Origin of the sequence: Kribbella sp. VKM Ac-2568, from assembly GCF_004345365.1 — a bacterium.
In the GTDB taxonomy this organism is placed as follows: Bacteria; Actinomycetota; Actinomycetes; order Propionibacteriales; family Kribbellaceae; genus Kribbella; species Kribbella orskensis.
This window is the reverse complement of the sequence record NZ_SLVF01000001.1, coordinates 466461-491434: the sequence shown is the minus strand read 5'-3', so window position 1 is coordinate 491434 and position 24974 is coordinate 466461. Positions and strand designations below refer to the sequence as shown.

27 protein-coding genes are annotated in these 24974 nt (G+C 69.8%); 10 read left to right on the top strand and 17 right to left on the bottom strand.

Translation table 11 applies throughout. The features are described from left to right. The first annotated feature begins 129 nt into the window (after window positions 1-129). Window positions 130-1632, top strand: coding sequence for a methionine--tRNA ligase (locus EV648_RS02330; RefSeq protein ID WP_132284509.1), 1503 nt, complete (start codon window positions 130-132; stop codon window positions 1630-1632). Here the strand turns inward: EV648_RS02330 and EV648_RS02325 are convergent. Next, entirely contained in the window at window positions 1614-2135 is a 522-nt protein-coding gene (locus EV648_RS02325; protein ID WP_132284507.1) for a GNAT family N-acetyltransferase, read from the bottom strand. The genes EV648_RS02330 and EV648_RS02325 overlap by 19 nt on opposite strands. Before the next feature lie 136 nt (window positions 2136-2271). On the opposite strand from EV648_RS02325, the gene EV648_RS02320 reads away from it, so the two are divergent. Then, window positions 2272-3828, top strand: coding sequence for a hypothetical protein (locus EV648_RS02320; RefSeq protein WP_132284505.1), 1557 nt, complete (start codon window positions 2272-2274; stop codon window positions 3826-3828). A 9-nt stretch (window positions 3829-3837) separates the two neighbouring features. On the opposite strand, the gene EV648_RS02315 is transcribed toward EV648_RS02320, so the two are convergent. From EV648_RS02315 to EV648_RS02300, 4 genes are all read right to left on the bottom strand, one after another. Then, window positions 3838-4536, bottom strand: coding sequence for a VOC family protein (locus tag EV648_RS02315; RefSeq protein ID WP_241994823.1), 699 nt, complete (start codon window positions 4534-4536; stop codon window positions 3838-3840). 72 nt (window positions 4537-4608) lie between these two features. After that, window positions 4609-5232, bottom strand: coding sequence for a histidine phosphatase family protein (locus tag EV648_RS02310; RefSeq protein ID WP_132284503.1), 624 nt, complete (start codon window positions 5230-5232; stop codon window positions 4609-4611). Window positions 5233-5372: 140 nt separating this feature from the next. Further along, a complete protein-coding gene (locus tag EV648_RS02305; protein WP_112248247.1) occupies window positions 5373-5588 on the bottom strand; it encodes a helix-turn-helix domain-containing protein in 216 nt (71 codons plus the stop codon). Window positions 5589-5713: 125 nt separating this feature from the next. After that, window positions 5714-6889, bottom strand: coding sequence for an acetoin utilization protein AcuC (locus EV648_RS02300; protein WP_132284501.1), 1176 nt, complete (start codon window positions 6887-6889; stop codon window positions 5714-5716). Between the two features lie 103 nt (window positions 6890-6992). Here EV648_RS02300 and EV648_RS02295 point away from each other — a divergent pair, with 103 nt between their 5' ends. The 3 genes from EV648_RS02295 to EV648_RS02285 all read left to right on the top strand — a co-directional run bounded on the left by EV648_RS02295 (window position 6993) and on the right by EV648_RS02285 (window position 9659). Then, window positions 6993-7754 (top strand): hypothetical protein, encoded by a 762-nt coding sequence (locus EV648_RS02295; RefSeq protein ID WP_241994822.1) that lies wholly within the window; start codon window positions 6993-6995, stop codon window positions 7752-7754. Window positions 7755-7935: 181 nt separating this feature from the next. Then, entirely contained in the window at window positions 7936-8904 is a 969-nt protein-coding gene (gene trpS / locus EV648_RS02290) for a tryptophan--tRNA ligase (protein ID WP_132284499.1), read from the top strand. After that, the gene (locus tag EV648_RS02285; RefSeq protein WP_132284497.1) at window positions 8901-9659 is read left to right on the top strand and encodes an endonuclease/exonuclease/phosphatase family protein; all 759 of its coding nucleotides are present in this window, start codon (window positions 8901-8903) and stop codon (window positions 9657-9659) included. The genes trpS and EV648_RS02285 overlap by 4 nt, the downstream gene beginning before the upstream one ends. A 16-nt stretch (window positions 9660-9675) precedes the next feature. Here EV648_RS02285 and EV648_RS02280 read toward each other — a convergent pair whose 3' ends face one another. From EV648_RS02280 to EV648_RS43745, 6 genes are all read right to left on the bottom strand, one after another. After that, complete coding sequence (locus EV648_RS02280) at window positions 9676-10578, bottom strand: TIGR03560 family F420-dependent LLM class oxidoreductase (RefSeq protein WP_132284495.1); 903 nt, start codon at window positions 10576-10578, stop codon at window positions 9676-9678. 66 nt (window positions 10579-10644) lie between these two features. After that, window positions 10645-13011: a glycoside hydrolase family 65 protein gene (locus EV648_RS02275; RefSeq protein ID WP_132284493.1), complete on the bottom strand. Its 2367-nt coding sequence runs from the start codon at window positions 13009-13011 to the stop codon at window positions 10645-10647. Continuing rightward, the gene (locus tag EV648_RS02270) at window positions 13008-13757 is read right to left on the bottom strand and encodes an HAD family phosphatase (protein ID WP_132284491.1); all 750 of its coding nucleotides are present in this window, start codon (window positions 13755-13757) and stop codon (window positions 13008-13010) included. Before EV648_RS02270 ends, EV648_RS02275 begins: the two co-directional genes overlap by 4 nt. A 68-nt stretch (window positions 13758-13825) precedes the next feature. Then, window positions 13826-14413: a hypothetical protein gene (locus EV648_RS02265; protein ID WP_132284489.1), complete on the bottom strand. Its 588-nt coding sequence runs from the start codon at window positions 14411-14413 to the stop codon at window positions 13826-13828. A gap of 136 nt (window positions 14414-14549) precedes the next feature. After that, the gene (gene proC / locus EV648_RS02260; protein WP_132284487.1) at window positions 14550-15353 is read right to left on the bottom strand and encodes a pyrroline-5-carboxylate reductase; all 804 of its coding nucleotides are present in this window, start codon (window positions 15351-15353) and stop codon (window positions 14550-14552) included. A gap of 156 nt (window positions 15354-15509) precedes the next feature. Continuing rightward, window positions 15510-15650 (bottom strand): excalibur calcium-binding domain-containing protein, encoded by a 141-nt coding sequence (locus tag EV648_RS43745; protein ID WP_241994861.1) that lies wholly within the window; start codon window positions 15648-15650, stop codon window positions 15510-15512. On the opposite strand from EV648_RS43745, the gene EV648_RS43740 reads away from it, so the two are divergent. Beyond that, the gene (locus EV648_RS43740; RefSeq protein WP_241994872.1) at window positions 15598-15876 is read left to right on the top strand and encodes a hypothetical protein; all 279 of its coding nucleotides are present in this window, start codon (window positions 15598-15600) and stop codon (window positions 15874-15876) included. The genes EV648_RS43745 and EV648_RS43740 overlap by 53 nt on opposite strands. Before the next feature lie 414 nt (window positions 15877-16290). Here the strand turns inward: EV648_RS43740 and EV648_RS02250 are convergent, their stop codons facing one another. Beyond that, window positions 16291-17220 (bottom strand): proline dehydrogenase family protein, encoded by a 930-nt coding sequence (locus EV648_RS02250; protein ID WP_132284485.1) that lies wholly within the window; start codon window positions 17218-17220, stop codon window positions 16291-16293. A 238-nt stretch (window positions 17221-17458) separates the two neighbouring features. Here EV648_RS02250 and EV648_RS02245 point away from each other — a divergent pair, with 238 nt between their 5' ends. Next, window positions 17459-18526 carry a DUF695 domain-containing protein gene (locus tag EV648_RS02245; RefSeq protein ID WP_132284483.1) on the top strand — a complete coding sequence of 356 codons (1068 nt, stop codon included), beginning with the start codon at window positions 17459-17461 and terminating at the stop codon, window positions 18524-18526. Window positions 18527-18552: 26 nt separating this feature from the next. On the opposite strand, the gene EV648_RS02240 is transcribed toward EV648_RS02245, so the two are convergent. From EV648_RS02240 to EV648_RS02220, 5 genes are all read right to left on the bottom strand, one after another. Next, window positions 18553-19290, bottom strand: a complete 738-nt coding sequence (locus EV648_RS02240; protein ID WP_132284481.1) for an ABC transporter permease — start codon at window positions 19288-19290, stop codon at window positions 18553-18555. Further along, a complete protein-coding gene (locus EV648_RS02235; protein WP_132284479.1) occupies window positions 19287-20015 on the bottom strand; it encodes an ABC transporter ATP-binding protein in 729 nt (242 codons plus the stop codon). Before EV648_RS02235 ends, EV648_RS02240 begins: the two co-directional genes overlap by 4 nt. A 65-nt stretch (window positions 20016-20080) precedes the next feature. Continuing rightward, entirely contained in the window at window positions 20081-20716 is a 636-nt protein-coding gene (locus EV648_RS02230) for a TetR family transcriptional regulator (protein ID WP_132284477.1), read from the bottom strand. Beyond that, the gene (locus tag EV648_RS02225; RefSeq protein ID WP_132284475.1) at window positions 20713-21579 is read right to left on the bottom strand and encodes a sugar phosphate isomerase/epimerase; all 867 of its coding nucleotides are present in this window, start codon (window positions 21577-21579) and stop codon (window positions 20713-20715) included. Before EV648_RS02225 ends, EV648_RS02230 begins: the two co-directional genes overlap by 4 nt. A gap of 62 nt (window positions 21580-21641) precedes the next feature. Then, complete coding sequence (locus EV648_RS02220; protein WP_132284474.1) at window positions 21642-22574, bottom strand: Ppx/GppA phosphatase family protein; 933 nt, start codon at window positions 22572-22574, stop codon at window positions 21642-21644. 158 nt (window positions 22575-22732) lie between these two features. Here EV648_RS02220 and EV648_RS02215 point away from each other — a divergent pair, with 158 nt between their 5' ends. From EV648_RS02215 to EV648_RS02205, 3 genes are all read left to right on the top strand, one after another. Further along, entirely contained in the window at window positions 22733-23473 is a 741-nt protein-coding gene (locus EV648_RS02215; RefSeq protein ID WP_132284473.1) for a hypothetical protein, read from the top strand. A gap of 126 nt (window positions 23474-23599) precedes the next feature. Continuing rightward, entirely contained in the window at window positions 23600-24232 is a 633-nt protein-coding gene (locus EV648_RS02210; protein ID WP_132284472.1) for a VOC family protein, read from the top strand. Beyond that, window positions 24229-24957 (top strand): Type 1 glutamine amidotransferase-like domain-containing protein, encoded by a 729-nt coding sequence (locus EV648_RS02205; protein WP_158293880.1) that lies wholly within the window; start codon window positions 24229-24231, stop codon window positions 24955-24957. Before EV648_RS02210 ends, EV648_RS02205 begins: the two co-directional genes overlap by 4 nt. The last annotated feature ends 17 nt before the right edge of the window (window positions 24958-24974 follow it).

The following is a 24974-nucleotide window of genomic DNA, read 5'->3' as shown; positions in this document are numbered from 1 at the left end:
TCCGTCCGTTGTCGCCGATGATGCCCCGCGCGCGGGGCTGCTGACACACGGACATCTGACGATTCCGAGGCCCCGAGTCGGGGCCTCTTTCGCGTTGTGGGCCTCGTCTCGGCTGATGAGGAGGTACCGATGACGCGTTCCTACATCACCACGACCATCCCGTTCGTCAATGCCCGGCCGCATCTGGGGTTCGCCCTGGAACTGGTCCAGGCCGACGTGCTGGCACGACATCGCCGCCTGGCCGGCCACGAGGTCCGGTTCCTCACCGGGACCGACGAGAATTCCCTGAAGAATGTGCTGGCCGCGGAGGCGGAGGGAATCGGAGTACAGGAGTTGGTCGATCGCAATGCGGCCGCTTTCGAAGGGCTGCGGGGGCCGCTGGAGTTGTCGTTCGACGACTTCATCCGCACGAGCAGCGATCCGCGGCACCGGGTCGGAGTCGAGCGGTTGTGGCAGCGGTGCGCCGCCACGGGAGACCTGTACCGCAAGCACTATGAGGGCCTGTACTGCGTCGGCTGCGAGCAGTTCTACACCGCGGACGACCTCACGGACGGGCGATGCCCTGAGCACGGCACCGAGCCACAACTCGTCGCCGAGGAGAACTGGTTCTTCCGGCTGTCCCGGTACGCCGAAACCCTGCGGGAGTTGATCTCGAGCAACCGGTTACGAGTCGTACCAGCGAGCCGGCGCAACGAAGTACTGAGCCTCATCGCGAGCGGGTTGCACGACTTCTCCGTCTCGCGGTCGCAGCAGCGCGCTCGCGGCTGGGGCATCCCGGTCCCTGGTGATCCCGATCAGGTCGTCTATGTCTGGTGGGATGCCTTGGGCAACTACGTGACGAGTCTCGGCTACGGTGGCGACGAGACCGGCTTCGACAAGTGGTGGACCCGCGCCAACCACCGCATTCACCTGGCAGGCAAGGGAGTCGTGCGGTTCCACGCCGTCTACTGGCCGGCCATGCTGCTGTCCGCGGGGTTACCGTTGCCGACGGCGATCTTCGTTCACGACTACCTCACGGTCGACGGGCGCAAGATCAGCAAGTCGAGCGGTACGGCGATCGACCCGGCCGACCTGGTCGCCGAGTTCGGGGTGGACGCCGTGCGCTGGTGGCTGATCCGCGAGGTTCCGCGCACCGGCGACACGGACTTCACCGTCGACCGCCTGATCAGCCGCGCCAACACGGACCTCGCCGGCGGCCTGGGCAACCTCGTCAACCGGGTCGTCTCGATGATCCACCGGTACCGCGGCGGCCGCGTCCCGCCGGCGACCAGCGGAGCGGCGGCCGGGACTGAGGAGCTCCTGCGCGTCTGGGACACGGCACCTTGTGAGGTCGCCGAGTACTTGACGGAGTTCGACTTCCGCCGGGCGGCGGCCGCGCTCTGGACGATCGTGGAGGCCGCCAACCGGTGCATCGAGACCACCAGACCCTGGGAACTGGCACGGGACCAGTCCCCAGACCTCGACGGCGTACTCGACCTCATTCTGGAGACCTGTCTCGGCCTCGCAGCCGAGCTGGAGCCCTTCCTGCCAGGGGCTTCAGCCCGCATCAAGGAACAGTGCACCGCCGTCGACGGCGTCCTCCCCGCGGCGACCCCACTCTTCCAGCGACTGGATCACAAGTCGATCCAGTAGCGGCGGGTCAGCCCCAGAGTGGTCGTGCGCACGTCTTCGAGCACCCCGCCGTTGCCCTCGATCGTGTGCGCGGACGCGACGTTGGAGTCGTCACAGGTGACGAGCACGCGAGCCAGCCCCAGCTCGCGTGCTCTGTCGAGCGTCGCACCCAAGGCCCACCTCGCCAGCCCACGCCTGCGCGCGGACGGCCGTACGCCGTACCCGATGTGACCGCCGGCATCGAGCAGGAAGTCGTTCAACTCGTGCCGCAGCGAGATCGCGCCCAGGTACGTCTCGTCCTCGACGATCCACCAGTAGCTGGCGTGCACCCGTCCTGGATCGACCGGGATCGAGTGGTCCGCCTGCCGCCTCAACCGCGCGACCCAGCGGGCAAAGCCTTCGGGCGACTCCACCTCGTCGCCCTCTCCCAGGCCGGCGCCGTCCTGGTGGGCGGCACCCCACTCCTTCAGCGAGTCCAGCCAGGACTCCCGCAACTCCACAGTCGGCACCACAAGCTCAACCATCCCCCGACGATAATCTTTGCGGCCCCTTCACCCGCACTGTTTTTGGCGCGGTGGGTGCCATCGGCGAGGGTCGTGCGTCTGACCCCCGGCGCGCGGGATGCTGTTGCGCGCATTGGCCGAACTGACGGGAGCCGCAATGTCGGACTGGTACACCGAGCGCCGCCAGAACCAGCAGCTGCAAGAACTACGGGGCGAGATGTCGCGGGCGCTCTCCGACGCCTCGAGCCTGCGGTCCCGGTTGTCCCAGCTGCAGGGCGGCATGGAGTCCAGGCTGCAACGGCTGACCACCGCCTTCGACGCCTTCGTCGAGCTGTCCGACATCCGCTACGAGTTGATCGGCTTCGCCGACGCCTCCGAGGTACGCCGTCACGCCGGGCAGGTGTTGTCCGGCCTGGCCTCCGGCGACACCCCGCCCGCGGCGACGCGCGCAGTACCGGGGTACTGGCTCGGGCCTGCCGTTGACGCGCTCCGCCTCCTGTCGACCGAGGCGATCGGCCATGCCGCCGAGCAGCCGGGCGAGGCGGAAGGCGGCCCGCTGGCGGAGGCGATGGCGCGCGACGCTCGCCGTACGTCGATCTTCCTGTGCCTGGCGCTTGCCGCTCTCGGCCGGCGGAACCAGGTCCGGACCGACTGGCTGAACACGGCCTTCGGTGCCTTGGCCGCCGACGGGACCGTCACCCGGGTGCAGCGGGCTCTGTGGACCACCGGCGCGCGCGGCGGGTTCGGAGCCGACGGGTTGGCCCTGATCGTGACGGGGCTGCAGGTGCCGGCCACCGCATCCGCGGACAAGTGGCTCGCGGCTGTCGAAGCCCGGGGCGACGTAGCCAAGGGGTACACGCCGAACTTCACGGAGATCGTCGCCCAGGCGAAGGTCCGGGAGCGGCTCAGCCTGCTTCGGTCGGCGGTCGAGACGATCACCGGTGACACCGCGGTGCTGGAGCCGGACCGCGACCTCGCTTACGGCGCCGGCGAGCACCCTGACCCGCACAGCACCTCCGCCCTGTTGCGGCTGCTGATCTCCGAAGGCAGCGAACCCGAGCGGGAACCGCTGGCACGAGTCGCCGAACTGCGAACCCGGATCACGGACGGCACCGACAGCGGCGGCGGATCCTTCGACGACCAGGCCGGGTCTGTCGAGGAGCTGCTGAAGGCCGACCTCGGCCGCGAGGAGGAACCACACTTAGCCGCGGCCGCGCTCCGAGTCGTCGCCGCCGGGGTCCTGGCCGGCGCCGAAGAACTCGCCCGTACTGCGAGCGCGCCCAGCCCGCGGCAGATCACCACCGAGATCGAGTGGCGCCAGGTCACCCTGCTCCCCGACGGCCCGGAACGCCAGTCGCTGGCCGCGGCCGAATCCGCGATCACCGCGACCGTGGCTCCGCTGTCGTCCCGGGACCTGGCCGGGCCGGTGACGTTCGGGATCGCCGGGCTGGTGGTGGCCGCGGGTCTCGGTCTGGTCCACCCGTTCTGGATCGTGGCCGGGCTCGGCCTCATCGCCTACGGCGCCTACCGCTACTGGACCACCAGCAAGCGCAGGAAGTCCGAGCAGGCCGACGCCGCGGCGCGAGTCGGTCGCCTCCGTGAGAAGTCCACCGAGGCCGCGGGTGAGCTCACGGAGTACCTGGCCAAGGACGCCGAGCGGGGCACCGCCGTCGCCACCGACCTGGAAGAAATCCGCAAACGCCTGACGGTCTGACCGCGCGGGTCAGCGCTCGAGGAACGTGCAGATACAGACCTTGTTGCCCTCGGGGTCGGCGAGCACGGTGAACGACGGCGCTTCCTTGTCGTAGACCACCTTGCCGCCGGCCGCCACCCCGGCGGCGATGCGCTCCTCAGCGACGTCGTGCGGCACCCAGAGGTCGATGTGGAAGCGCTGCCGCGGGGTCTCGTGCGCATCGGTGCCCTGGAACCAGACGGTCGGCACCTGGCCGCCCGGATCGCGAACGTCGTCACCCTGCCGTGAATCGGCGCTGCCCGTGAGCACCGCCGCCCAGAACGGCCCGAGCGCCGCGACATCGGCAGTGTCCAACCCCAGCTCGACCTGAGTCACGGCGCGCGGGTCCGCCGCGATCCCCTGTTCCTTGGCGATCTCACTGATCCGCCGGGCGACCTCGACATCCTTCTGCGTCACCCACGACACCTGCGTCGCGGGCCCGTCGTCCGGTTGGTAGACCGCGTCGTCGCTGATCAACTTCAGGTCGACGAACGTAGCGGTCAGCTTCACCTCGGGCTGGTGCCCCAGCTCCTCACCGAGCGCGCCGATCGCCGCGACGAACCTCAGCCCGGTGGCGAAATCACCGGTCAGGAACCGCCCATGGAACGCCTGAGCCAGCTTCCGCCAGTCGGCAAGCTCCGCCCCGACGATGTCCTTCGTCTTCAACATCTCCCGCATGCTCTCAGTCATGCGGCCACCGTAGAACCCAACCCGGACACTCCGCTTCCGCGAACCGACCGCCTCTCCAAGGACCGAGCGGATTCAGACCCGAAGCTCAGGCGGGAACCCCGTCCAGCGGAGCTCGGGAGGGAGATGTCCCAGGTCGTTGTAGACCAGCATGCTCGCGGCCCGGCCGGGCGCGTAGCGGATGACGGTCAGCGCCGCGTTCGCATGGTTGAGCGCCATCCACCGCCACTTCGGGGCGTCGAGAGCGTCGCGGATCAACCAGGCGACGACGAAGTTGTGAGTCACGACGAGCTCATGCCGCGGTTCGTCCCCGTCGACCGGTCCGGTGAACTCCGCAAGGGCTCGCTGGGCCAGCGGCGGACCGGACTCGAGCTCCTCCGGTGAGAACAGCGCCAGGAAATCCAGCGTGCTGTCGGCCAGGTCCGGCGGGAGCTCGTCTCTTTCCGGCGCGTAGGGGACGTAGTCGCCGACCAGCTCGGACTCCTCCAGCGGAACGCCATCCAGCTGGCCGCGAACCAGCCGGGCCGTCTGCGCCGCCCGCGCGAGCGGACTGTGGTGAATCGCTGTCAGAGGCGCCGACCGAAGCCGCTCACCGAGCAGAGCTGCCTGGCGAAGGCCGGCGGCGGAGAGTTCGCTCTGATCAGGTGACGCCTCGCCATGTCGTGCGAGGTAGAGATACCGCGCCGCAGTACCGGCCATGACCGTTCCCCCTTCGACCTCACCCCACCTATAGGCAGGCTAGCCCGCCGGTACTGCGAACGCTCGGGCTCAGGAGGTGACAAAGGGCAGGGCGAGGCGGCCGGTCCCCGTAGGGAGCCGACCGCCATCGCTTCTCGTTGTTATCCGGCCTGGAAGAACGCGCCCTTGAGGTAGTCGTGCACGGCGTCCTCAGACACCCGGAACGACCGACCCACCCGCACCGCGGGCAGTTCGCCGGAGTGCACCAAGCGGTACACGGTCATCTTGGACACGCGCATGGCCGTGGCGACTTCTGCCACGGTCAGGAACTTCACCTCGGCGAGCGGCGACTCACCACCGGACTTCTTTGATGCCATTGCGCACCGCACTTCCAGCACGGGTCGTGCGCCGGCTTCCCCTCCGGCACCTCCGCCCGTGCATGAACCGAGCGTAGTGGCTGTTGGTGCGAATGGGAAAGGGGGTGTCTGGTGTGACTGGATGGCTAGTAGGACGGATCGAGTCCGAGCAGCGGGAAACTGACGTCCCGGGTCGCCTTGACCGAGCGGTCCAGCCAGGTGTCGGGGTTGTACCCGGTCGACCAGTCGGCGTACGACGCGTCGCGGCCGTCCGTCATCCGCGAGGGCGCGACCCGGGCGTACCGGATCCGCACGTCCTCGCGCCACGACTCCGGGACCGGGGTGGACGGGTCGATCGGCTGACCCGCGACGATCGCCAGCAGGTGCGTCCAGGCGCGCGGTACGACGTCGATGATCGCGTAGCCGCCGCCTCCGGTGGCGACCCACTTGCCACCGCAGACCTCGTGGGCCAGGTCGTGCAGCGCCAGGTACGCCGCTCGCTGCCCGTCCACGGATTTCGTCAGGTGCGCCAGCGGGTCCTCGAAGTGGGAGTCGCACCCGTGCTGCGTCACCAGCACCGACGGCCGGAACGCCTTCACGACGTCCGGCACGATCGCATGGAACGCCCGCAGCCAGCCGGCATCCCCGGTACCAGGCGGCAGCGGGATGTTCACCGACGTGCCCTCGGCGTCCGGCCCGCCGGTCTCACTCGCGGCCCCCGTGCCCGGGAACAACGTGGTCGGCGACTCGTGCAGGCTCACCGTGAGCACCCGCGGATCGTTGTAGAACACAGCCTGTACTCCGTCGCCGTGGTGCACGTCCACGTCGACGTACGCGACCCGTTCGGCGCCATGGTCGAGCAGCCACTGGATCGCGATCGCTGGGTCGTTGTAGACGCAGAATCCGCTGGCCAGCGAGGGCATCGCGTGGTGCAGCCCGCCCGCGATGTTGGCGGCATGCAGCACGTCGCCCTGCCAGACAGCCCGGGCCGCCTCGACCGAGGCGCCGACCACATGGGCGGAGGCCTCATGCATCTGCGGGAAGCAGTAGGTGTCGTCGGTGCCGAGGCCGTGCTCCAGATCGGGTCGGTCGGGATCCGCGCCCGCGTGCTTCACCGCTTCGATGTACTCCGCGGTGTGCACGGTGCGGAGCAGCGCGTCGTCGGCGACCGGCGCCGGCACCACCTTGAGCAGATCCAGCACGCCGAGGGCACGGGCCAGCCGGACCGTCAGATCCACCCGGATCGGGCTCATCGGATGGCCGTGACCGAAGTCGTACGCCGTCAGCCCCTCGTCGAAGACCAGCATCGCCTCACCGCTCATGCCCCCGACCTTAGCCCGCGCCCGCGGTACGCGCCCCGCTCGCAGGCGGGACCACTCGCCGATCGGCTTGTGTTCCGCGCGATTGACAAGCACCCTTCCTCTCGTGAGGGGAGAACTCAGGCCGGCGCTGCCCAGCCGCCGGCAGGTGTTGCTGACGGGCGCCGTGATGGCGGCTTCGGCGGTCACCGCGACACAGACCGCGACAGGGGACGGCTACGGATCGGGGGGCCTGGGTCCGTGGCGCGACCTGGACCGGTCGATCTCGCCGGACGAGCAGGTCCGCCGAGTCGTCGAGAGCGACGGTGTAGTGATGTTCGGCGACAGCATCGCCGTCCAGGATGGCGACACGCTCGCCTGGACACTGGCCATGCGGACCGGGGACGCGCTGGCCATGCACAACTGGTCGGGGCAGCCGTCGTCGGCGGTGGTCGACGCGCTGGGGCGGTGGTCCCGGGAGTTCGGGCTCCCCCGGCGGATCCTGATGGCGACCGGGTCGAACGACATCTTCGCGCCGCCGTCGTTCGGGCGGCAGGTCGACCGGGCGATGCGCATCGCCGGCTGGTCCCGCACGGTGGTCTGGGTGAACGTCCACGTGGACCGGGTCAAGCTGTCGCCGACGGTCCGCGAGGCCGATCGACGCAACACCGCGTGGGTCAACCAGCAGTTGGAGGCCCGCGTCCGGAGGTTCCCGAACCTGCGCGTCGTGCACTGGGCGGAGTACCTCGCAGCGAATCCCGCCCGCGTTCGGAACCTCCGCGACGGCGTGCACACCTCGATACCGCAAGGTCAGATCGCCCGGAACAGACTCATCGTCGACGCCCTGGCAGCGGCCAAGACCACCCCGCCCCGCCCACAAGGCCGCTGACCCTGATGTGTTGCCGCCCGGAACCCGACGTGGGCTATTCTGTTTCTGTGAACACAACGCGTCTGCAGCAGTGGTGGGCCGCCTGAGGGCGGACCCCCAGCGTTCACACGCATCCAAAGGCCGCCTCGCCGAGGCGGCCTTTTGTATGCCCTTCAGCGAGGCCCGTTCGAAAGAAGGAATCATGACCTCGCTCTCCGGCATCACCCCGTCCGGCCGGCTCACGCTCGGCAACCACCTCGGCGCGCTGCGCCGGTTCACCGACCCGGACGGGTTCTACTTCGTGGCGAACCTGCATGCGATGACCACCAAGCACGATCCGCGCCGCCTCGGGGTGCTGACCCGCGAGATGGCGACGCTGATGCTCGCCGCGGGACTCCCACCGGGCACGGTGTTCATCCAGTCGGACGTCCCCGCGCACGCCCAGCTCGCGTACCTGCTCGAGTGCACCTCGTACGTCGGCGAGCTGTCCCGGATGATCCAGTACAAGGAGAAGGGCCGGGGCAAACCGATGACCCGGGCCTCCCTGTTCACCTATCCCTGCCTGATGGCGGCGGACATCCTGCTCTACGGCACGGACCGGGTCCCGGTGGGCGGTGACCAGGACCAGCACGTCGAGCTCGCCCGGGACATCGCGATCCGCTTCAACCGGGAGTACGGCGAGACGTTCGTGGTCCCGCAGCTCCAGAAGGCGGCACTGGCGATGCGGATCAAGGATCTGCAGACGCCGACGGCCAAGATGAGCAAGTCCGACACGGACGACGCGGTCGGCACGATCCGGCTGCTGGACCCGCCGGACGTGATCCGCCGGCAGCTCATGCGGGCGGTCACCGACTCCGACGGCGAGGTCCGCCACGACGAGGGGGCCAAGCCCGGAGTCACCAACCTGCTGGAGATCCTGGCCGCCTGCACCGACGAGGATCCGGTCGAGCTGGCGAGTGGCTACTCGACGTACGGGCAGTTGAAGGCGGATGTCGCGGACGCGGTGCTCGGCGTGATCGAGCCGCTGCAGAAGGAGTACGCGCGCCTCGCGTCCGACCCCGGCACCGTCGACGAGATGCTCGCCCGCGGGCGGGACCGGGCGATCGAGGCGAGCCGGCCGCGACTCCAGGCGGCGGTGCGCGCGATGGGTTTGGCAGGATCGACCGGGTGACTCTCCAACTGCGCGTGGCGACCTTCAACATCCGGAACTCCTCGGCGCCGGACGGCGACGACTCCTGGCCGGTACGGCGGGAGACGACCGCGGCCGCGATCGAGGCGCTCGACGCCGAGGTGGTCGGCCTGCAGGAGGTGCTGCCCGACCAGCTCGAGTACCTCCAGCAGCGGTTCCCCGGCTGGGAGATCGTCGGGGAGGGCCGGGACGACGGCGGCCACGAGGGTGAGCACTCGGTGGTGATGGTCCGGCCGGGCGACTGGCGGGTCGAGTCGCACGAGACCCGCTGGTTGTCGGCCGAGCCGTCGACGCCGGGATCGGTGGGCTGGGACGCCCACCTGACCCGGATCGCGACCCTGGTGAGGCTGCGGCACGCGGACGGCATCGGGATCGGGTTGGCGAACACGCACTACGACCACGCCGGTGAGAAGGCGCGGGTGGAGTCGTCCCGGCTGCTCGCCGCCTGGACCGCGACGGAGCTGCCCTGGATCGTGATGGGCGACCTGAACGCGACGCCGGGTTCGCCGCCGCTGAAGACCCTGACCGAGGCCGGCCTGCGCGACGTCGTACCGGCCTCGGAGGGTGGCTCCGAGCACTCCTTCACCGGAGCCACGGACGGGGACCGGATCGACCACATCCTGGTCAACGACGCCTGGCAGCCGGTCGGGGCAGCCGTCTCCCACTACCGCCCGGAAGGACGGCTGCCCAGCGACCACTGGCCGGTCGTCGCGACGCTTCGGTTGGTCCAGGCCTAGATCCTGTGGTCTGGGCCTAGATCTTGTTGAAGACCTCTTCGCGCAGGCGTTCCAGCGCGTCGAAGCGGCGTGAACCGCTGCCCAGGAAGGAGTCCGGCACCAGGAACTCGTCGATGCCGGTCTCGGGGTAGCGGGCGACGACGTCGAGAACCTGGTCGGCCGAACCCATGATCACCGGCCGGCCGGCGGCGGTGAGCCGGTCGCGGCGTTCCTCCGCCGCGGTGTCACCCGGGACGAGGACCTCGATCATCGCCTGGGTGGACCGGCGGACCGTCGCCGGATCGCGGCCGATCTTCTCGCAGTGCGCGCGGAACACCTCGCCCTTGTGCCGAGCGACCTCGGGCAGGCCCCAGTGGTTCCACTCGTCGGCGTACTTCGCGACGATCCGCAGCGCGACCTTCTCCCCCGAGGCCCCGATCAGGATCGGCAGCTTCGCGGGCTTCGGTTCCAGCGGCGCCTCGTTCAACCGGTAGTACTCGCCGTCGAAAGTGGCCCGGTCCTGGGTGAGCAGGCCCTGGAAGACCTGGCAGGCCTCCTCGAAGCGGGCCAGCAACTGCTTCACCGGCGGCAGGTCGATGCCGTACGCGTGGTGCTCGTTCTTCTGCCAGCCGGCGCCGATGCCGAGCACGAACCGGCCGCCACTCATCTGGTCGATCGTGGCGGCCTGCTTCGCCACCACCGCCGGATGCCGGTAGGTGTTGCCGAGCACCATCGATCCGAGCCGTACCCGTTCGGTCCGTACCGCGAGGCCTGCCAGCAGGGCGAGGCACTCGTTCATCGGCACGGACAGGTCGTCGCCGTTCTGCATGAAATGGTCGGCCATCCAGACGCCGTGCCAGCCGGTCCGTTCGGCGTACTCCGCGCCGTCGAGAACCTCTTGCCAGCTCCTGGTCGCACTGGGCCACAGGGAAAAGTCCATATCCCCGACCCTATGCCGGACCCGGCAAGCCGGTACGGCGACCAGGTGTCGCCGGAAGGTGACGTCCTAGACGGGGAGGGTGCCGCCGAGGGCTGACATGGGCTCGCGGCCGGGTGGCTGGGCGGGACATGGCAGCAGCGGCTTGCGTCGCTCGACCGGGCGGGTCACCGGCTCGGCGGAGGTCACCGTCAACTCCTCGCCCGCGTGCGTGAGGGTGATCTCGACGTCGGCGCCGTTGTGCACGGCATAGGTGACCTCGTCCTGGCGGATCTCGACCCGCAGTCGCGCACCCCGCCACCGGATGGAGAAGGCCAACTGGGTCATGCCGGGTGGCAGCGCCGGGTTGAAGCAGAGCTTGCCCTCGCGACTTCTCAACCCGCCGAAGCCCGCGACCAGTGCCGTCCACGCCCCACCCAGCGATGCCATGTGCAGACCGTCGCGGGTGTTGTGGTGCAGGTCGAGCAGATCGATCAGCGCCGCCTCGTAGGCGTAGTCGTAGGCGAGGTCCAGGTGACCCACCTCGGCTGCCATCACGGCTTGCACGCAGGCCGACAAGGACGAGTCCCGCACGGTGAGCCGCTCGTAGTAGTCGAAGTTCCGCGCCTTCTCCTCCGGCGTGAAGAGCTCGCCGCACCAGTAGGTCGCCAGCATCACATCCGCCTGCTTGATCACCTGCTTGCGGTACAGCTCGAAGTACGGGTGGTGCAGCATCAGCGGGTAGCCGCGCGACGCCTCGAAGTCCCACTCGGCGTGCCCGGTGAAGCCCTCGGCCTGCGGATGGACGCCGAGCTCCTCGTCGTACGGGATGTAGACGTCGGAGGCCGCGTCCCGCCAGGCCGCCTCCTCTTCCGCGTCAACGGACAGGGCGCGGGCCTTCGCGGGATGAAGGACGGCGAACTCGGCCGCGGCGCGCAGGTTCTTCGAGGCCATCAGGTTGGTGAACACGTTGTCGTCGGCAACAGCGCTGTACTCGTCCGGCCCGGTCACGCCGGCGATGTGCCAGCGGCCGCGGCGGTCGTGGTGGCCCAGGGACATCCAGAGCCGTGCGGTCTCCACCAGCAGCTCGAGACCCACGTCCTCGATGAACTGATCGTCGCCGGTCGCCGTGTGGTAGCGGATCACCGCCTCGGCGATGTCGGCGTTGAGATGGAACGCCGCGGTACCGGCAGGCCAGTACGCCGAACACTCCTGGCCGCGGATCGTCCGCCACGGGAACGCCGCGCCGCGCAACCCGAGGGCGGCCGCGCGTTCCTTGGCCTGGTCCAGGATCGAGTGCCGCCAGCGCAGGGCGTCGGCGGCCGAGTCGGGCATCGTGTAGGTCAGCACGGGCAGCACGAAACCTTCGGTGTCCCAGAAGGTGTGGCCGTCGTACCCGGCGCCGGTCAGACCCTTGGACGGGATCGCCCGGCGCTCGGCACGGGCACCTGACTGCAGGACGTGGAACAGCGCGAACCGGACGGCCTGTTGCAGCTCCGCATGGCCTTGCACCTCCACGTCCGCCGCGTCCCAGAAGTCGTCGAGGAACATCTTCTGCTGCTCGACCAGTCCGCTCCAGCCGGAGAACCGGGCGCCGGCGAGGGCGGCGGCGACCTGGTCCCCGATGGCCGTCTCGGACCGCAGACTCGACCAGCCGTAGGCGAGCAGCTTCACCACGCGCAGGTACTGACCGGGCTTCAGCTCGCAGATGACCGTGGTCCGGGCCCAGTCGTCCCGGACGTCGATGTCGACCGCGACCCGGCCGGGCGACTCGATCTCGTGGCTCATCCCAGCGGCCATCAGCAGCTCGCTCGACTTGGTCCGGTGGATCAGCACGATCTCCTCGTCGTCGCGGTCGTGCGACACCGCCTCCAGCGGCCTGTCGAGCGCGGCGGCGACCCGTGGATCGTTGGACAGCTGGGGCTGGGTCTCGTTCGCGACGAGCTCGGACTGCAGGACGAACCGCGCGGGCTGGTCGACCGGCTCGACGACGTACTCGATCGCGGCGATGGCCCGCTGGGTCAGCGAGACCAGCCGGCGGGAGCGCACCTTGATCCGCTTGCCGCCCGGCGAGGTCCAGTCGGCGTCTCGCTGCAGGATGCCGGAGCGGAAGTCGAGCACCCGCTCGTGGGAGTGCAGTTCGCCGTACCGGATGTCGAAGGGCGAGTCGTCCACCATCAGCCGGATCAGCTTGCCGTTGGTGACGTCCACCAGGGTCTGGCCCTGCTCGGGATACCCGTACCCCGCTTCGGCGTAAGGCAGCGGGCGGCGCTCGTAGAAGGAGTTCAGGTAGGTCCCGGGGATCGCGTACGGCTCGCCCTCGTCGAGGTTGCCGCGCAGGCCGATGTGGCCGTTCGACAAGGCGAACAACGACTCCGACTGGGCCAGGTACTCCAGCTCGAACTCGTTCTCGCGCAGCCGCCACGGGTCGATCGGATGGTGCTTGCGGTCGATCATCGGCCCTCCCCGTCCAGGAGTTCGGCGAGATCCTGGACGACGATGTCGGCGCCCTGGGCAAGGAGTTGATCGGCCTGGCCGACCCGGTCGACGCCGACCACGAAGCCGAACCCGCCCGCTCGCCCGGCCCGCACGCCGACCAGCGCGTCCTCGAACACCACCGCGTCCTGCGGGTCGACGCCCAACCGCTTCGCCGCCAGCAGGAAGGTGTCGGGCGCCGGTTTGCCGCGCAGGTGTTCGGCGCGGATCGTCAACCCGTCCACGATCTCCTCGATGTACGGCGCGAGCCCGGTCACGTCCAGTACCTCCCGGGTGTTGGCGCTGGACGACACCACAGCGCGGCGCAGTCCCGCCTGCTTGGCAGCTTCCAGGTAGCGGCGGGATCCCTCGAAGACCTGCACGCCCTGGGTCCGGATGCGGTGCCGGACGGCCTCGTTCTTGCGGTTGCCGAGTCCGTTCACCGTGAGCGCGGTGCCCGGATCGTCGTTGGTGCCCTCCGGCAGGACGATGTCGCGAGAGGCGAGGAAGTCCCGGACTCCGTCGACGCGGGGTTTGCCGTCGACGTACTGGTCGTACTCGGCGCGCGCGTCGAAGGGCACGTACGGTTTGCCGTTCTCCTCCGCGTCCTGCTGGAGGAAGTTGTCGAACATCTCTTTCCAGGCCGCGGCGTGCACGGCCGCGGTGTCTGTCAGGACGCCGTCCAGGTCGAAGAGGCCGACCTGGATCCGGTCTGGCAGTCCCAGCATCGTTCACCTTTCCCGTTCGGGGGTGGTTCCGGAGGGCGGGGGCCTGACCGACCCCAGGGCATGTCCCGTCAGACCAGGTGCCAGCGCAGCAGGAACGCGCCGACCGACAGGACGAGGTACAGCAGGACCACCAGTACGCCGATGCCAGGGCGCGGCCTGGACCGGCGTACGGGCAGGGCGTCGGCGTCCGCGCGGACCGTCTGCATCACCGCGGCGACGTACGCGGTCCGGCCCTCGGCGATGCCGTTGATCTCGTTCTCGTCCTTGCCGCTGGTCAGCACCACCGAGCCGTCGACGATCTCGATGTCGTCCACGTCCTGCCAGGCCAGGCTGCGGACGAGCAGGCTGGTCCGGGCCTTCAGCGCGGTCGCGGTGATCTCGACGCGGTAGAGCACGACGCCGCCGGCGACGCGCACCACGGAGGCTCCGATCAGGGTGAACAGAGCGACCGCGAGGAAGTCGCGGGCGCCCATCCAGAGCCAGGAGTTCAGTGTGGGCACGGCGAGGAAGGGCAGCACGAACAGCGCCCAGGCCCACCAAGGCGCCGGATCCAGCGGCACCTGCCAGGGCAGCGGGGGAGGTTGTTCAGCCGTGTCGCCGGTCAGGTGAGCAGGGCGTGCGGAAGCGTCTTCGGCGCCGCCCGGACGATTTCCCATGGGCGGGACCCTAGACCCATCGGCTCCGACCAGCTGACCCGACATCGACTCTTCCTCTGAAAAAGGCCCAGGCCGTCTCGGCGAGGACCGCCGTCACCGCCGGCCGATAGACCGCGGCGCCCCAGGATAGCGACACTCATTCGGCAGCGAGGTCACGGGATCTGTTGCGGGCGGCTTCGATGGCGGAGAGGAAAGCCGCGCGGACCTTGTGGTCCTCGAGCTCGCGTACCGCGGCCGCGGTGGTGCCGCCCGGGGAGGTGACGCGTTCGCGCAGAACGGTGGGGTGCTCGCCGGTCTCGCGGAGGAGCTTCGCCGAGCCGACCACGGTCTGGACGACGAGCTCGGTGGCGGTGGAGCGCGGCAGGCCCATGTGCACGCCGGCCTCGATCATCGACTCGACCACGAAGAAGATGTAAGCCGGACCCGACCCGGAGATCGCGGTCACCGCGTCCTGCTGCTTCTCCGGCACCCGGATCACCCGGCCGGTCGCGGCCAGCAGCCCTTCGGCCAGGACCAGGTGGCTCTCGTCGCAGTGCGCACCGCGGGAGATCGCGGCCATGCCCTCGTCCACCAGGGCCGGCGTGTTCGGCATCACCCGGACGACCGCCACGCCCGCGGGCAGCCGGGACTCGATGAAACCAGTGGTGATACCAGCGGCCAGGGAGACGACAGTCTGCGAGGGCTGGACCGCCGGGGCGATCTCCGCGAGCAGCTCGGGCATGTCCTGCGGCTTGACCACCAGGACGAGCGTGTCCGCCTTCGCCGCCGCTTCCACGTTCGTCACAACGTCCACGCCGTACCGCTCGCGCAGCTCGGTCGCGCGCTCGGGCCGCCGCTCGGTGATCAGCAGCTCCTCCGGTCGGCGTCCCGCCCGCAACAGCCCGGACAGCAACGTCTCGCCCATCACACCGGCCCCGAGGATGGCCACCTGACTAGTCATGGCCACAGGTTAGCGGCGTCGCCCCTGGGCCTGGTCGAGATTGGTCGAGATCGGCGACACCGGCAACGCGAACCAGCAGGGTCGAGCGTGCCGACGACCGGCCGGTCCGACCGGACCCACCCCCATGGGCCCGGCCGGTGCCGGTTCACCCGCAGTTCAGGAGTTGCCGCGGTCGCAGGCCACGCCGTCGCCGTTGCGGTCGAGCTCCCGCGAATAGCCCGGATCGCCTCGGTGCAAGGGCGCCTTGCCTGCCGCACGGACCTCCGCACAGCTCGCGTACGTGACGGCCGGCGACACCGGTGCCGGCGTCGTCGTCGGCTCCGTACTGCTCTGCGAGCTCGTCGGCGAGACCTCAGATGCCGGGGTGGGCGACGTGTCGGTCGTCCGGACCAAGGTCTGGGCATGCGTCGGCGTCTCGGACGGCTCGGGTGTCCGGGTCGGTGTCGACGTCGAAATCGGCGTCGGCGTCGGCTCCGTCGTGGACGGAGAGAGCGTTTCCGGGGTCGCCGGCGGCGGACCGTAGGCCTGCCCGGAGTCGCCCCGGCCGAACGGGTTGAACAGCACCAGACCGATCAGCACGAGCAGCACTGCGACGACCGCGCCGTACCGGAGCGGACTGGGCCCCCCGTACCGTCCGAACGGGCCGCGCACCGGGTGCCCGTGCTCGTTCGTCCAGAACGACCATCCCGCCGGCGCCGGCGGCCAGTTGTCCTTCGGACGCCAGCGCTTTGGCGGGCGCCAGCGAGCGTTCGGCGGCTCCGGCCAACCCGGCGGCGCGTTGAATTGCCTCACTCCAGCCGCCCCTCCCGCGGTTGTCCAACGCACCGCAGCATAAGCAGCAGAAGGGCATCCGCGAACCCGGGGCGCGTCGCCTTGGCACGCACGTCACTTGGCGGGAGTGCACCGTCACCGAAAGTCACCGGAGGCGCGGTCAGACCTACTTCTTGCTGATCAGGGAACGGGCGAAGAAGTGGAGGTTGGCGGGGCGCTCGGCCAAGCGCCGGACGAGGTACCCGTACCAGTCCTCGCCGTACGGGATGTAGACGCGGACGGTCTGGCCCTCGCGGGACAGGCGGAGCTGCTCCTCGGGGCGGATGCCGTAGAGCATCTGGTACTCGTAGCTGCCGCGCTCGCGGCGGGCGCGGTCGGCCAGGGAGCCGGCGATCGCGATCAGCCGCGGATCGTGCGAGGCGATCATCGGGTAGCCGTCGCCGTTCAACAGGATCTTCATCGCCCGGACATAGGCCTTGTCCACGGCCCGCTTGTCCTGGTACGCCACGGACTCGGGCTCCTTGTAGGCGCCCTTGCACAGCCGCACCCGCGAGCCGGCGTGCGCCAGGTCGCGGCAGTCGCCCTCGGTACGGCGCAGGTAGGCCTGCAGCACAGCGCCCGTCTCCGGGAAGTCCTGACGGAGCTCGCGCAGGATGCTCAGGGTGGAGTCCGTGGTGGTGTGGTCCTCCATGTCCAGGGTGACCGTGGTGCCGGCGTTGCGGGCCGCGAGGCAGATCGTCCGGGCGTTCTCCAGGGCGATCTTCTCGCCGTCGCCGGGCAGCGCCTGACCGACCGCCGACAGCTTGACCGAGACCTCGGCGTGCGCGGTCAGGCCGGCCTCGGACAGCTGCTTCAGCAGCTCGAGGTACGCGTCGGCGGTCGCGGTCGCCGCGGCGAGATCGGTGACGTCCTCACCGAGATGGTCGAGGGTGACGTTCAGGCCCGTGCTGACCAGCTTCTCGGTGGCCAGCACGGCCTCCGGAGCGGTCTCGCCGGCGACGAACCGCGCGACGATGCCGCTGGAGACGGGCATCGCCGAGACGGCTTTCTTGATCTGGGGGCTGCGGGACACGCCCAGCAGGACTCGCCGAAGCACTTTCGCGTTCCTCCTCGTTACCCCGGCCCACCCGGCCCCATATGCCGCGTTGTTTCAGGGGTGTCAGCAGGTTACGCGGCTGAACGTCACGCTCCCTAATCACTGGGCACATCACTGGGCACAGTGTGGCCAGCACCACACCACTTGGTCCAGTGGTGTGGTCACGTACTGTGCAAGGGAGACAGCCGGACGCCGCGCCGCCGGATCGGCTGCACCCTCGGCCGGGAGAAGATGCGCCATGCCTTTGTTCAAGCGGCCCTTGTTCAAGCGGCCGGGGCTCCAGCGCCGCCGGGCCGCCGCCGGCGGTGATCCGATCGCCGCGTTCTGGACCTGGTGGACCGCCTCCGGCGCGGCCGAGATCGCCGCCGCGATCGCCCGCAAGGACCCCGGCTCGACCGCTGACCTGCTGTCCCGGCACGTCTCCCGGATCCACCCGAACCTCGACTGGGAGCTCGGCGCGGGGCTGCACGCCCGGCACGTCCTGGTCGTCACCGCCGCCGGCGACCCCGGCACCCGGGCGATCGCGCGCCGCTGGCTGCGCGCCGCCCCGGTCTCCGACGAACTCTGGGAGTACGCCGACATGCGCCGCCCGGCGCCGGACGTCACCATCAGGTTCGAGGGGATGCCGCCGGTCCAGATCGACGCCGCCCTGGTGTCGATCGAGCCGGACACCCGCGAGGCCGCCCTGCACGTGGCGGTGCACCACCCGACCTTCCGTGAACTCCCGGAGGACCTGCAGAAGCGCGTCACCTTCCTGCTGCTGGATCTCGTTCTCGGCGAGGAACTGGTCGAGACCTGGGTCGGCGCGATCGACACCGCGGTGGAGCAGCCGGCCGACGCGGTACCGATCGCGGAACTGCTGCCCGCGGTGGCGTCGTTCGCGGCCGCGCACGTCGCGGACGACGGCGGGCCGAGCTGGCGGCTGATGGAAGGAACCACGGAGGCCGGCGACCGGCTGGTCGCGACCGCGATGGTGCCGCTGCGCTCGATCCAGATGCCGCATCTGGACACCCACGTGGCGGTCCTGGTGCCGTACCTCGACGCTCGCGAGGACGGTCTTCCCCAGGACGACGCACTCAGCCACCTGCGCGACTTCGAGGACCACCTGAGCGACCGGCTCGGAGATTCAGGCCGGCTGCTCGCGCACGAGACGGCCGCCGGTTCTCGGATCCTGCACTACTACGTCGACGGCACCACCCCGGCCGCGGCCCAGCTCCAGGCCGCGATCAGCGGTTGGCCCGACGGCCCGGTCCACCTCAAGGCCTCCCCCGACCCCGCCTGGGAACACGTCCGCCACTTGTCGTGACGCCCGCCGAACGGTTGGGCGAGTGATCAAGCAGTACGTCGTTTGAGGGTGGCTGCGCCGAGGGCCAGCGCCGCCAGGATGAACGCGAGGACGACCAGGGCATCGGCGCCGGCGCCACTGCCGAAACCGTTGCCCTGGGCAACTCCGGCGACCGCGTCGACGGCGTACGAGAGCGGCAGCACGTCGCTGATCGCACGCAGCACGTCGGGGAGGTCGTCGCGCGGCACGAGGAGTCCGCAGAGCAGGATCTGCGGGATCATCACCGCCGGCATCATCTGGACGGCCTGGAACTCGGTCGTGGCGAAGGCGCTCGCGAACAGTCCCAGCGCGGTACCGAGAACGCCGTCGAGGACTGCCACCACACCGAGCTGCCAGGCGGCGCCCTGGATGTCGAGGTCGAGCGCGTAGAGCGAGATCGAGACCACCACGACCGCCTGGACCACGGCGATCAGCGCGAAGGCCAACGCGTAGCCGAGCAGGAAGTCCAGCTTGGCCATGGGCATCGTGAACAGCCGGGAGAGGGTGCCGCTGGAGCGCTCGCGCAATGTTGCCACCGAGGTGACGATGAACATGATGATCGCGGGGAACACCGCCAGCAGCGGTCCGCCGATCCGGTCGAAGGTGGTCGGCGAGTCCTGGAACATCCACCACATCAGGCTCACCAGCACCGCCGGGAGCACGATCAGCATGGCCACGGTGCGGTGATCCCGGCGCAGCTGCGCCAGCACCCGCGTCGCCACGGCGAAGGTCACTCGCGGGGTCATCGGGCACCTGCCTTCTGGTCGATCAGAACGAGGAAGGCCTGTTCGAGGTCGGCGGTGCCGGCCGACTCCAGCAGCGCCGCCGGGGTCTCGTCGGCGAGCAGATCGCCGTCGCGCATCAGCAGCAGCCGGTCGCACCTGCTCGCCTCGTCCATCACATGGCTGGACACGAGCAGGGTGGCGCCGTCGTCTGCCAGCCGGTGGAACAGCTTCCACAGGTCGCGCCTCAGTACCGGATCCAGGCCGACCGTGGGTTCGTCGAGGACGAGCAGCTCGGGGTTGCCGAGCAGCGCGGCCGCGAGCGACGCCCGGGACTGTTGGCCGCCCGACAGCTGGTCCACCCGGACGTCCGCGTGGCTGCGCAGGTCGACTGCGTCGATCACCCGGCCGACGTCGTCCGAGCCGACCCCCAGCACCGCGGCGAAGAAGCGCAGGTTCTCGGTCACGGTGAGGTCGCCGTACACGCTCGGCTCCTGCGTGACGTAGCCGATCCGGCCGCGGAGCTTGGGGGCGCCGGCCGGCAGCCCGAGCACCTCGACCTGCCCGGTGACCTTGGCCTGCAGGCCCACGATCGCCCGGATCAACGTCGTCTTGCCACACCCCGACGGCCCCAGCAGCCCCGTCACCGACCCGGTCCGGAGATCGAACCCGACCCCGTGCAGGACCTCCCGCTCCCCCCGCACCACCACGACGTCCCGGCACACCACTGCCGCCGCGTTTTTCATCATGTGATGAATTTAGCGCGCGGCGATCCCTCTGGCAATACCTCGGGTCGATCAGGAGTCCGCTGGGATCAGGCGGTGAGGTAGTGCTGGATCGCGGGGGCCATGCGGTCGATCAGGGTGGGGACGTCGGCGGTGGCGATGGGGTCCAGCTCGACGAGGTAGCGGGTCAGGGCCATGCCGAGCAGTTGGCTGGCGACCAGGGAGACGCGGAGCTCGGCGTCAGGGACGCGCAGGACCTGGGAGACGGGGTGGATGATCATCTGGGTGATGCCTTCGCGCATCATCCGGGCGACCTCGTCGCTGCTGACCACGCTGCGCAGGATCGCCTTCATCCGTTGCTGGCCGTCGGGGGATTCCCAGACGCCGAGGAAGACGGTGACGATGCGGCGGCCGAGCTCGTCGCGCGGGCCGTCGAGAATGGTCGCGGCCACCTGGCGCGGGTCGATCGGCAGCGACATCGACTCGATGAACAACTCGTCCTTGCCACCGAAGTAGTGGTGGATCAGCGCCGCGTCGACGCCGGCCTCCCGGGCGACCGCCCGGAGCGAGGTCGCCGCGAACCCCTTGCCGGCAAAGGATTCCCGGGCCGCGGCGAGGATCTCGCCACGGGTGTCAGGGCCCCCCGGGCGGCGTCCCGGCGTACGGGCCGCAGCGCGGTCCGGAGTACCGGCCGTACTGCGGTCCGGGGTGCGGCGGCTCGTCACGAGTTGAGCTCCGACACCTCGCCGTCGCTGGTCACGGCGAAGGCCGACCGCCGGGACGAGACGGCATCAGTGGTCCGGACGAAGTGCTTGCGGGTGAAGTCCAGCGACTCGATCAGATCCACCTCGCGCTCGGACCGGCTGGTCGCGCGGCGGGTGTTGATCTCGATGATGATGTGGCCGCGGAAGTCGTTGTTCGCCAGGCCCTGCAGCAGGTCGCCGGCGCGCTGAGTACCGCGACCCGGGACCAGGTGCTCGTCCTTGGCCGAGCCCGTGCCGTCGGTCAGGTGCACGTGCTTGAGGGTGGACCCCATCGTCGCGGCGAGGTCGACGCAGTCCTGCTCCGCGGTCGACGCGTGCGACAGATCGAGCGTGGTGTGCGCGTAGCTCTGCTCGGTCGGATCCCAGCTTGGCGCGTACGCCTGCAGGCCCTTGCCCGGCGCGCGCCACGGGTACATGTTCTCCACCGCGAAGATGACCCCGGTCTCCGCCTCCAGCCGCGCGATCCCCTCGACGAAGCCGCGCGCGTAGTCACGCTGCCAGCGGAACGGCGGGTGCACCACGACCACGTCGGCGCCGAGATCCCTGGCCGCCTCGGCGCTGCGCTCGAGCTTGCCCCACGGGTCGGTGCCCCAGACCCGCTGGGTGATCAGCAGACACGGCGCGTGGATCGCCAGCACCGGCAACTGGTGGTAGTCGACGAGCCGCTGCACGGCGTCGATCTGGGTGCTCAGCGGGTCGATCCCCACCATCACCTCGACGCCGTCGTACCCCAGCCGGGCCGCCAGCTCGAAACAACTGGCGGTGGACTCGGGGTAGACCGAAGCGTTGGAGAGGCCGATCTTTGCGGTGTCGCGGGGGCTCATCTGCTGGTGCCTTCGCACTTCGTCATCGGGATGGCGACCGGGTCACAAGGGTGCGACCGGTGTCATCGGGGTTGCAACTGGTCAAGGCGGGACAGGATCACGCCTTCGCGCAAAGCCCACGGGCAGACCTCGAGCGAGGTCAGGTCGAACAGGTCCATCACGGCGTCGGCCACCAGCGCGCCGGCGACGAGCTGGGAGGAGCGGCCCGCGGAGACACCGGGCAGCTCGGCCCGCTCGGCCGCCGTCATCTTGATCAGCTTCGGCAACTTGTCGGTCAGGTCGTCGCGGTTCAGCGCCCGCGGCACGTACGGCCCGTCCTCGGACGGAGCCGCCCCACAGATCCGGGCGAGCGACCGGAACGTCTTGCTGGTGGCGACGGACCGCTGCGGCTTGCCGGCCCGCAGTACGCCGCCCGCCACCGCCGCCATCTCGATCCGGATCCGGCGGCGCAGGGCCCGGACCTCGTCCTTGTCCGGCGGGTCCTGGGTCAGCGACTCCCGGGTGAGCCGGCCCGCGCCGAGCGGGGCGGACACGGCGACCGTCGGTTCCTCGTCCGACCCGGCCGCGATCTCCAGCGACCCACCTCCTATGTCGAACACGGCCAGCCGCCCGGACGACCAGCCGAACCAACGGCGGACGGCCAGGAACGTCAGGCGGGCCTCGTCCTCCCCGGTGAGCACGTCGAGGTCGATCCCGGTCTCCTTGCTGACGCGGTCCAGCACCTTCTCGCCGTTCGGGGCCTCACGCAGCGCGGAGGTGGCGAAGGAGTGCACCGTCTGGCAGCCCTTGTCCTCGGCCAGCTCGGCCGCCTCCTTGACGAAGGAGACCAGCCCGTCGGCGCCGGACTTGGCGATCGTGCCGTCCAGCTCGAGGTGCTCGGCGAGCCTCAGCTCGGTCTTGTGGGAGTACGCCGGCAGCGGGGCGGCACCACGGTGTGCGTCCACCACGAGGAGGTGGACGGTGTTGGATCCCACGTCGAGTACGCCTAGCCGCATACCCTCCACGCTACTGGACTCCTGGAGTTCACCTTGCCCGCCCGCGGTGGTCTTCCCGGAGATTTGATCCCGCCGGGCGGATCGGCAGCCCCTCGGAAACCCCACGCGGTACTGGCGGGGATGACCGCGTATCGCCACGGACGACGTACGCTTTCCCGGTGCCTGAGGTCTCACTTGATTTCCCCCGCGCCTATGTCGAGTTCGTCGACCCCGCCGACGCCGACCAGGTGTTCCGCTGCGACCTGACCTGGCTGACGTCCAACTGGACGTGCATCTTCGGCGGTGGCTGCAAGGGCATCTACAAGGGCCGCCCGAACGACGGCTGCTGCACCCTCGGCGCGCACTTCTCCGACGCCGACGACGAGGCCCGGGTGAAGAAGTACGTCAAGCAACTGACCAACGACGACTGGCAGCACCGCAAGGAAGGCAAGAAGCACGGCTGGGTCGAGACCGACGACGAGGGCGACCGCAAGACCCGCGTCTTCGATGGCGCCTGCATCTTCCTGAACCGGCCGGACTTCGCCGGCGGCGGTGGCTGCGCGCTGCACGGGCTGGCGCTGAAGCAGGGCGTGCACTTCGTCGAGACCAAGCCGGACGTGTGCTGGCAGCTCCCGATCCGCCGGACCTTCCGCGAGGTCGAGCGGCCGGACGGCACGTCGTACACGGAGGTCGGCATCGGTGAGTACGACCGGCGCGGCTGGGGCCCGGGCGGTCACGACCTGGACTGGTACTGCACCGGGAACACCGAGGCGCACATCGCGGTCGAGGCGGTCTTCGAGTCGAGCAAGGTCGAACTCCAGACTCTGATGGGCGAGAAGGCCTACGACGTCCTGGCCGACTTCTGCCGCCAACACCTGGCCGCCCCCAAACCGCTACTCCCCCACCCCGCCTCCAAATAACACCCTCGGTCAGACGGAGAACGACCTCCGGGGCGCCGGCTTCCAGGGTGTTGTTCGAGGTAAGGGTTGCCTTTCTTCGACACCCCGGATCGGCGGGGTTGGCCGGGAGCCGACACAATGTTTCGCATGCGCTTGGATCACTTGTCATATGCCGCTGGGCCGGACGGGTATCAGGCGACCGTCGACCGGCTGTCCGCGGTGCTCGGGGCCGAGTTCGTCGACGGCGGGGTGCACCCGCGCTTCGGCACGGTGAACCACGTCCTGCCACTCGAGAACGACCGCTACATCGAGGTCGTCGACGTGCTGGACCACCCGTCCTCGGACAAGGCGCCGTTCGGCCAGGCGGTCCGCGCCCGCAAGCAACTCGGCGGCGGCTGGCTCGGCTGGGTGGTCGCGGTCCGCGACATGGAGCGGATGGAGAAGCGCCTCGGTCGCGACGCCGTCCCGGGCAACCGGCACCGACCGGACGGAGTCAACCTCACCTGGCGGCAGATCGGCGTCAAGGGCCTGATCGCGGACCCGCAACTGCCCTTCTTCATCCACTGGGACGACCTGACCCAGCACCCGTCGAACGGCGGCAAGGGCGTCAAGCTGACCGGGCTGGAGATCGCCGGTGACCCGACCCGGGTGACCGACTGGATCGGCCACCCGGCCGACCACCTGCTCGACGACCTGGACGTCGCCTGGGTCGGACCGAACGGCCAGCCCGGCCTGGTCGCCGCCGTCTTCCAGACCCCGCAGGGCATCGTCCGGTTGTGACCTCGTCGCAGATCCTCGCGGTCTCCGGGATCCTGACCGGCGACCGCTCCCGGACCCGCGACCTGATCTCGTACGCCGTGTCGCTGGCCGGCGCGTCCGGCCCGGCGAGGTTCTGCTTCATCCCGACCGCCGAGGGCGACAACCCGCTGGTGGTCGAGTGGTTCGAGGATGCCTTCGGCAACGACCCGTCGGTCGAGCCGAGCGTGCTGACGTTGTTCACCTCACCGAACGTGCCGGACGTCCGCAAACACCTACTGGCACAGGACGTCGTCTGGGTCGGCGGCGGCAGTGTGGTCAACCTGATGGCGGTCTGGCGCGCGCACGGACTGCCCGAGATCCTGCACGAGTGCTGGCAGAACGGCGTGGTGATGGCCGGCCAGAGCGCGGGCAGCCTCTGCTGGCACGTCGGCGGCCCGACCGACTCGTACCGCGACTCCCTGGATGCCTTCAGCAACGGTCTCGGCTGGCTGCCGTGGAGCAACGGCGTGCACGACGATCTCGGCGACCAGCCACGGCGTACGGCGTACCGGCAGTTGGTTGCCTCGGGCGCTCTTCCCGGCGGCTACGCGACAGAGGGCGGCGTCGGGCTGCACTACGTCGACGGCGCTCTGCACGAAGCGGTCTCCGTCCTCCCCGACGCCCGTGCCTGGAAGGTCGACCCGGACGGCTCGGGCGGATTCCACGAAACCGAGATCGTGCCGCGGTACCTAGTACGACAGCCGTAGGTCGTGATCTTGGCTGA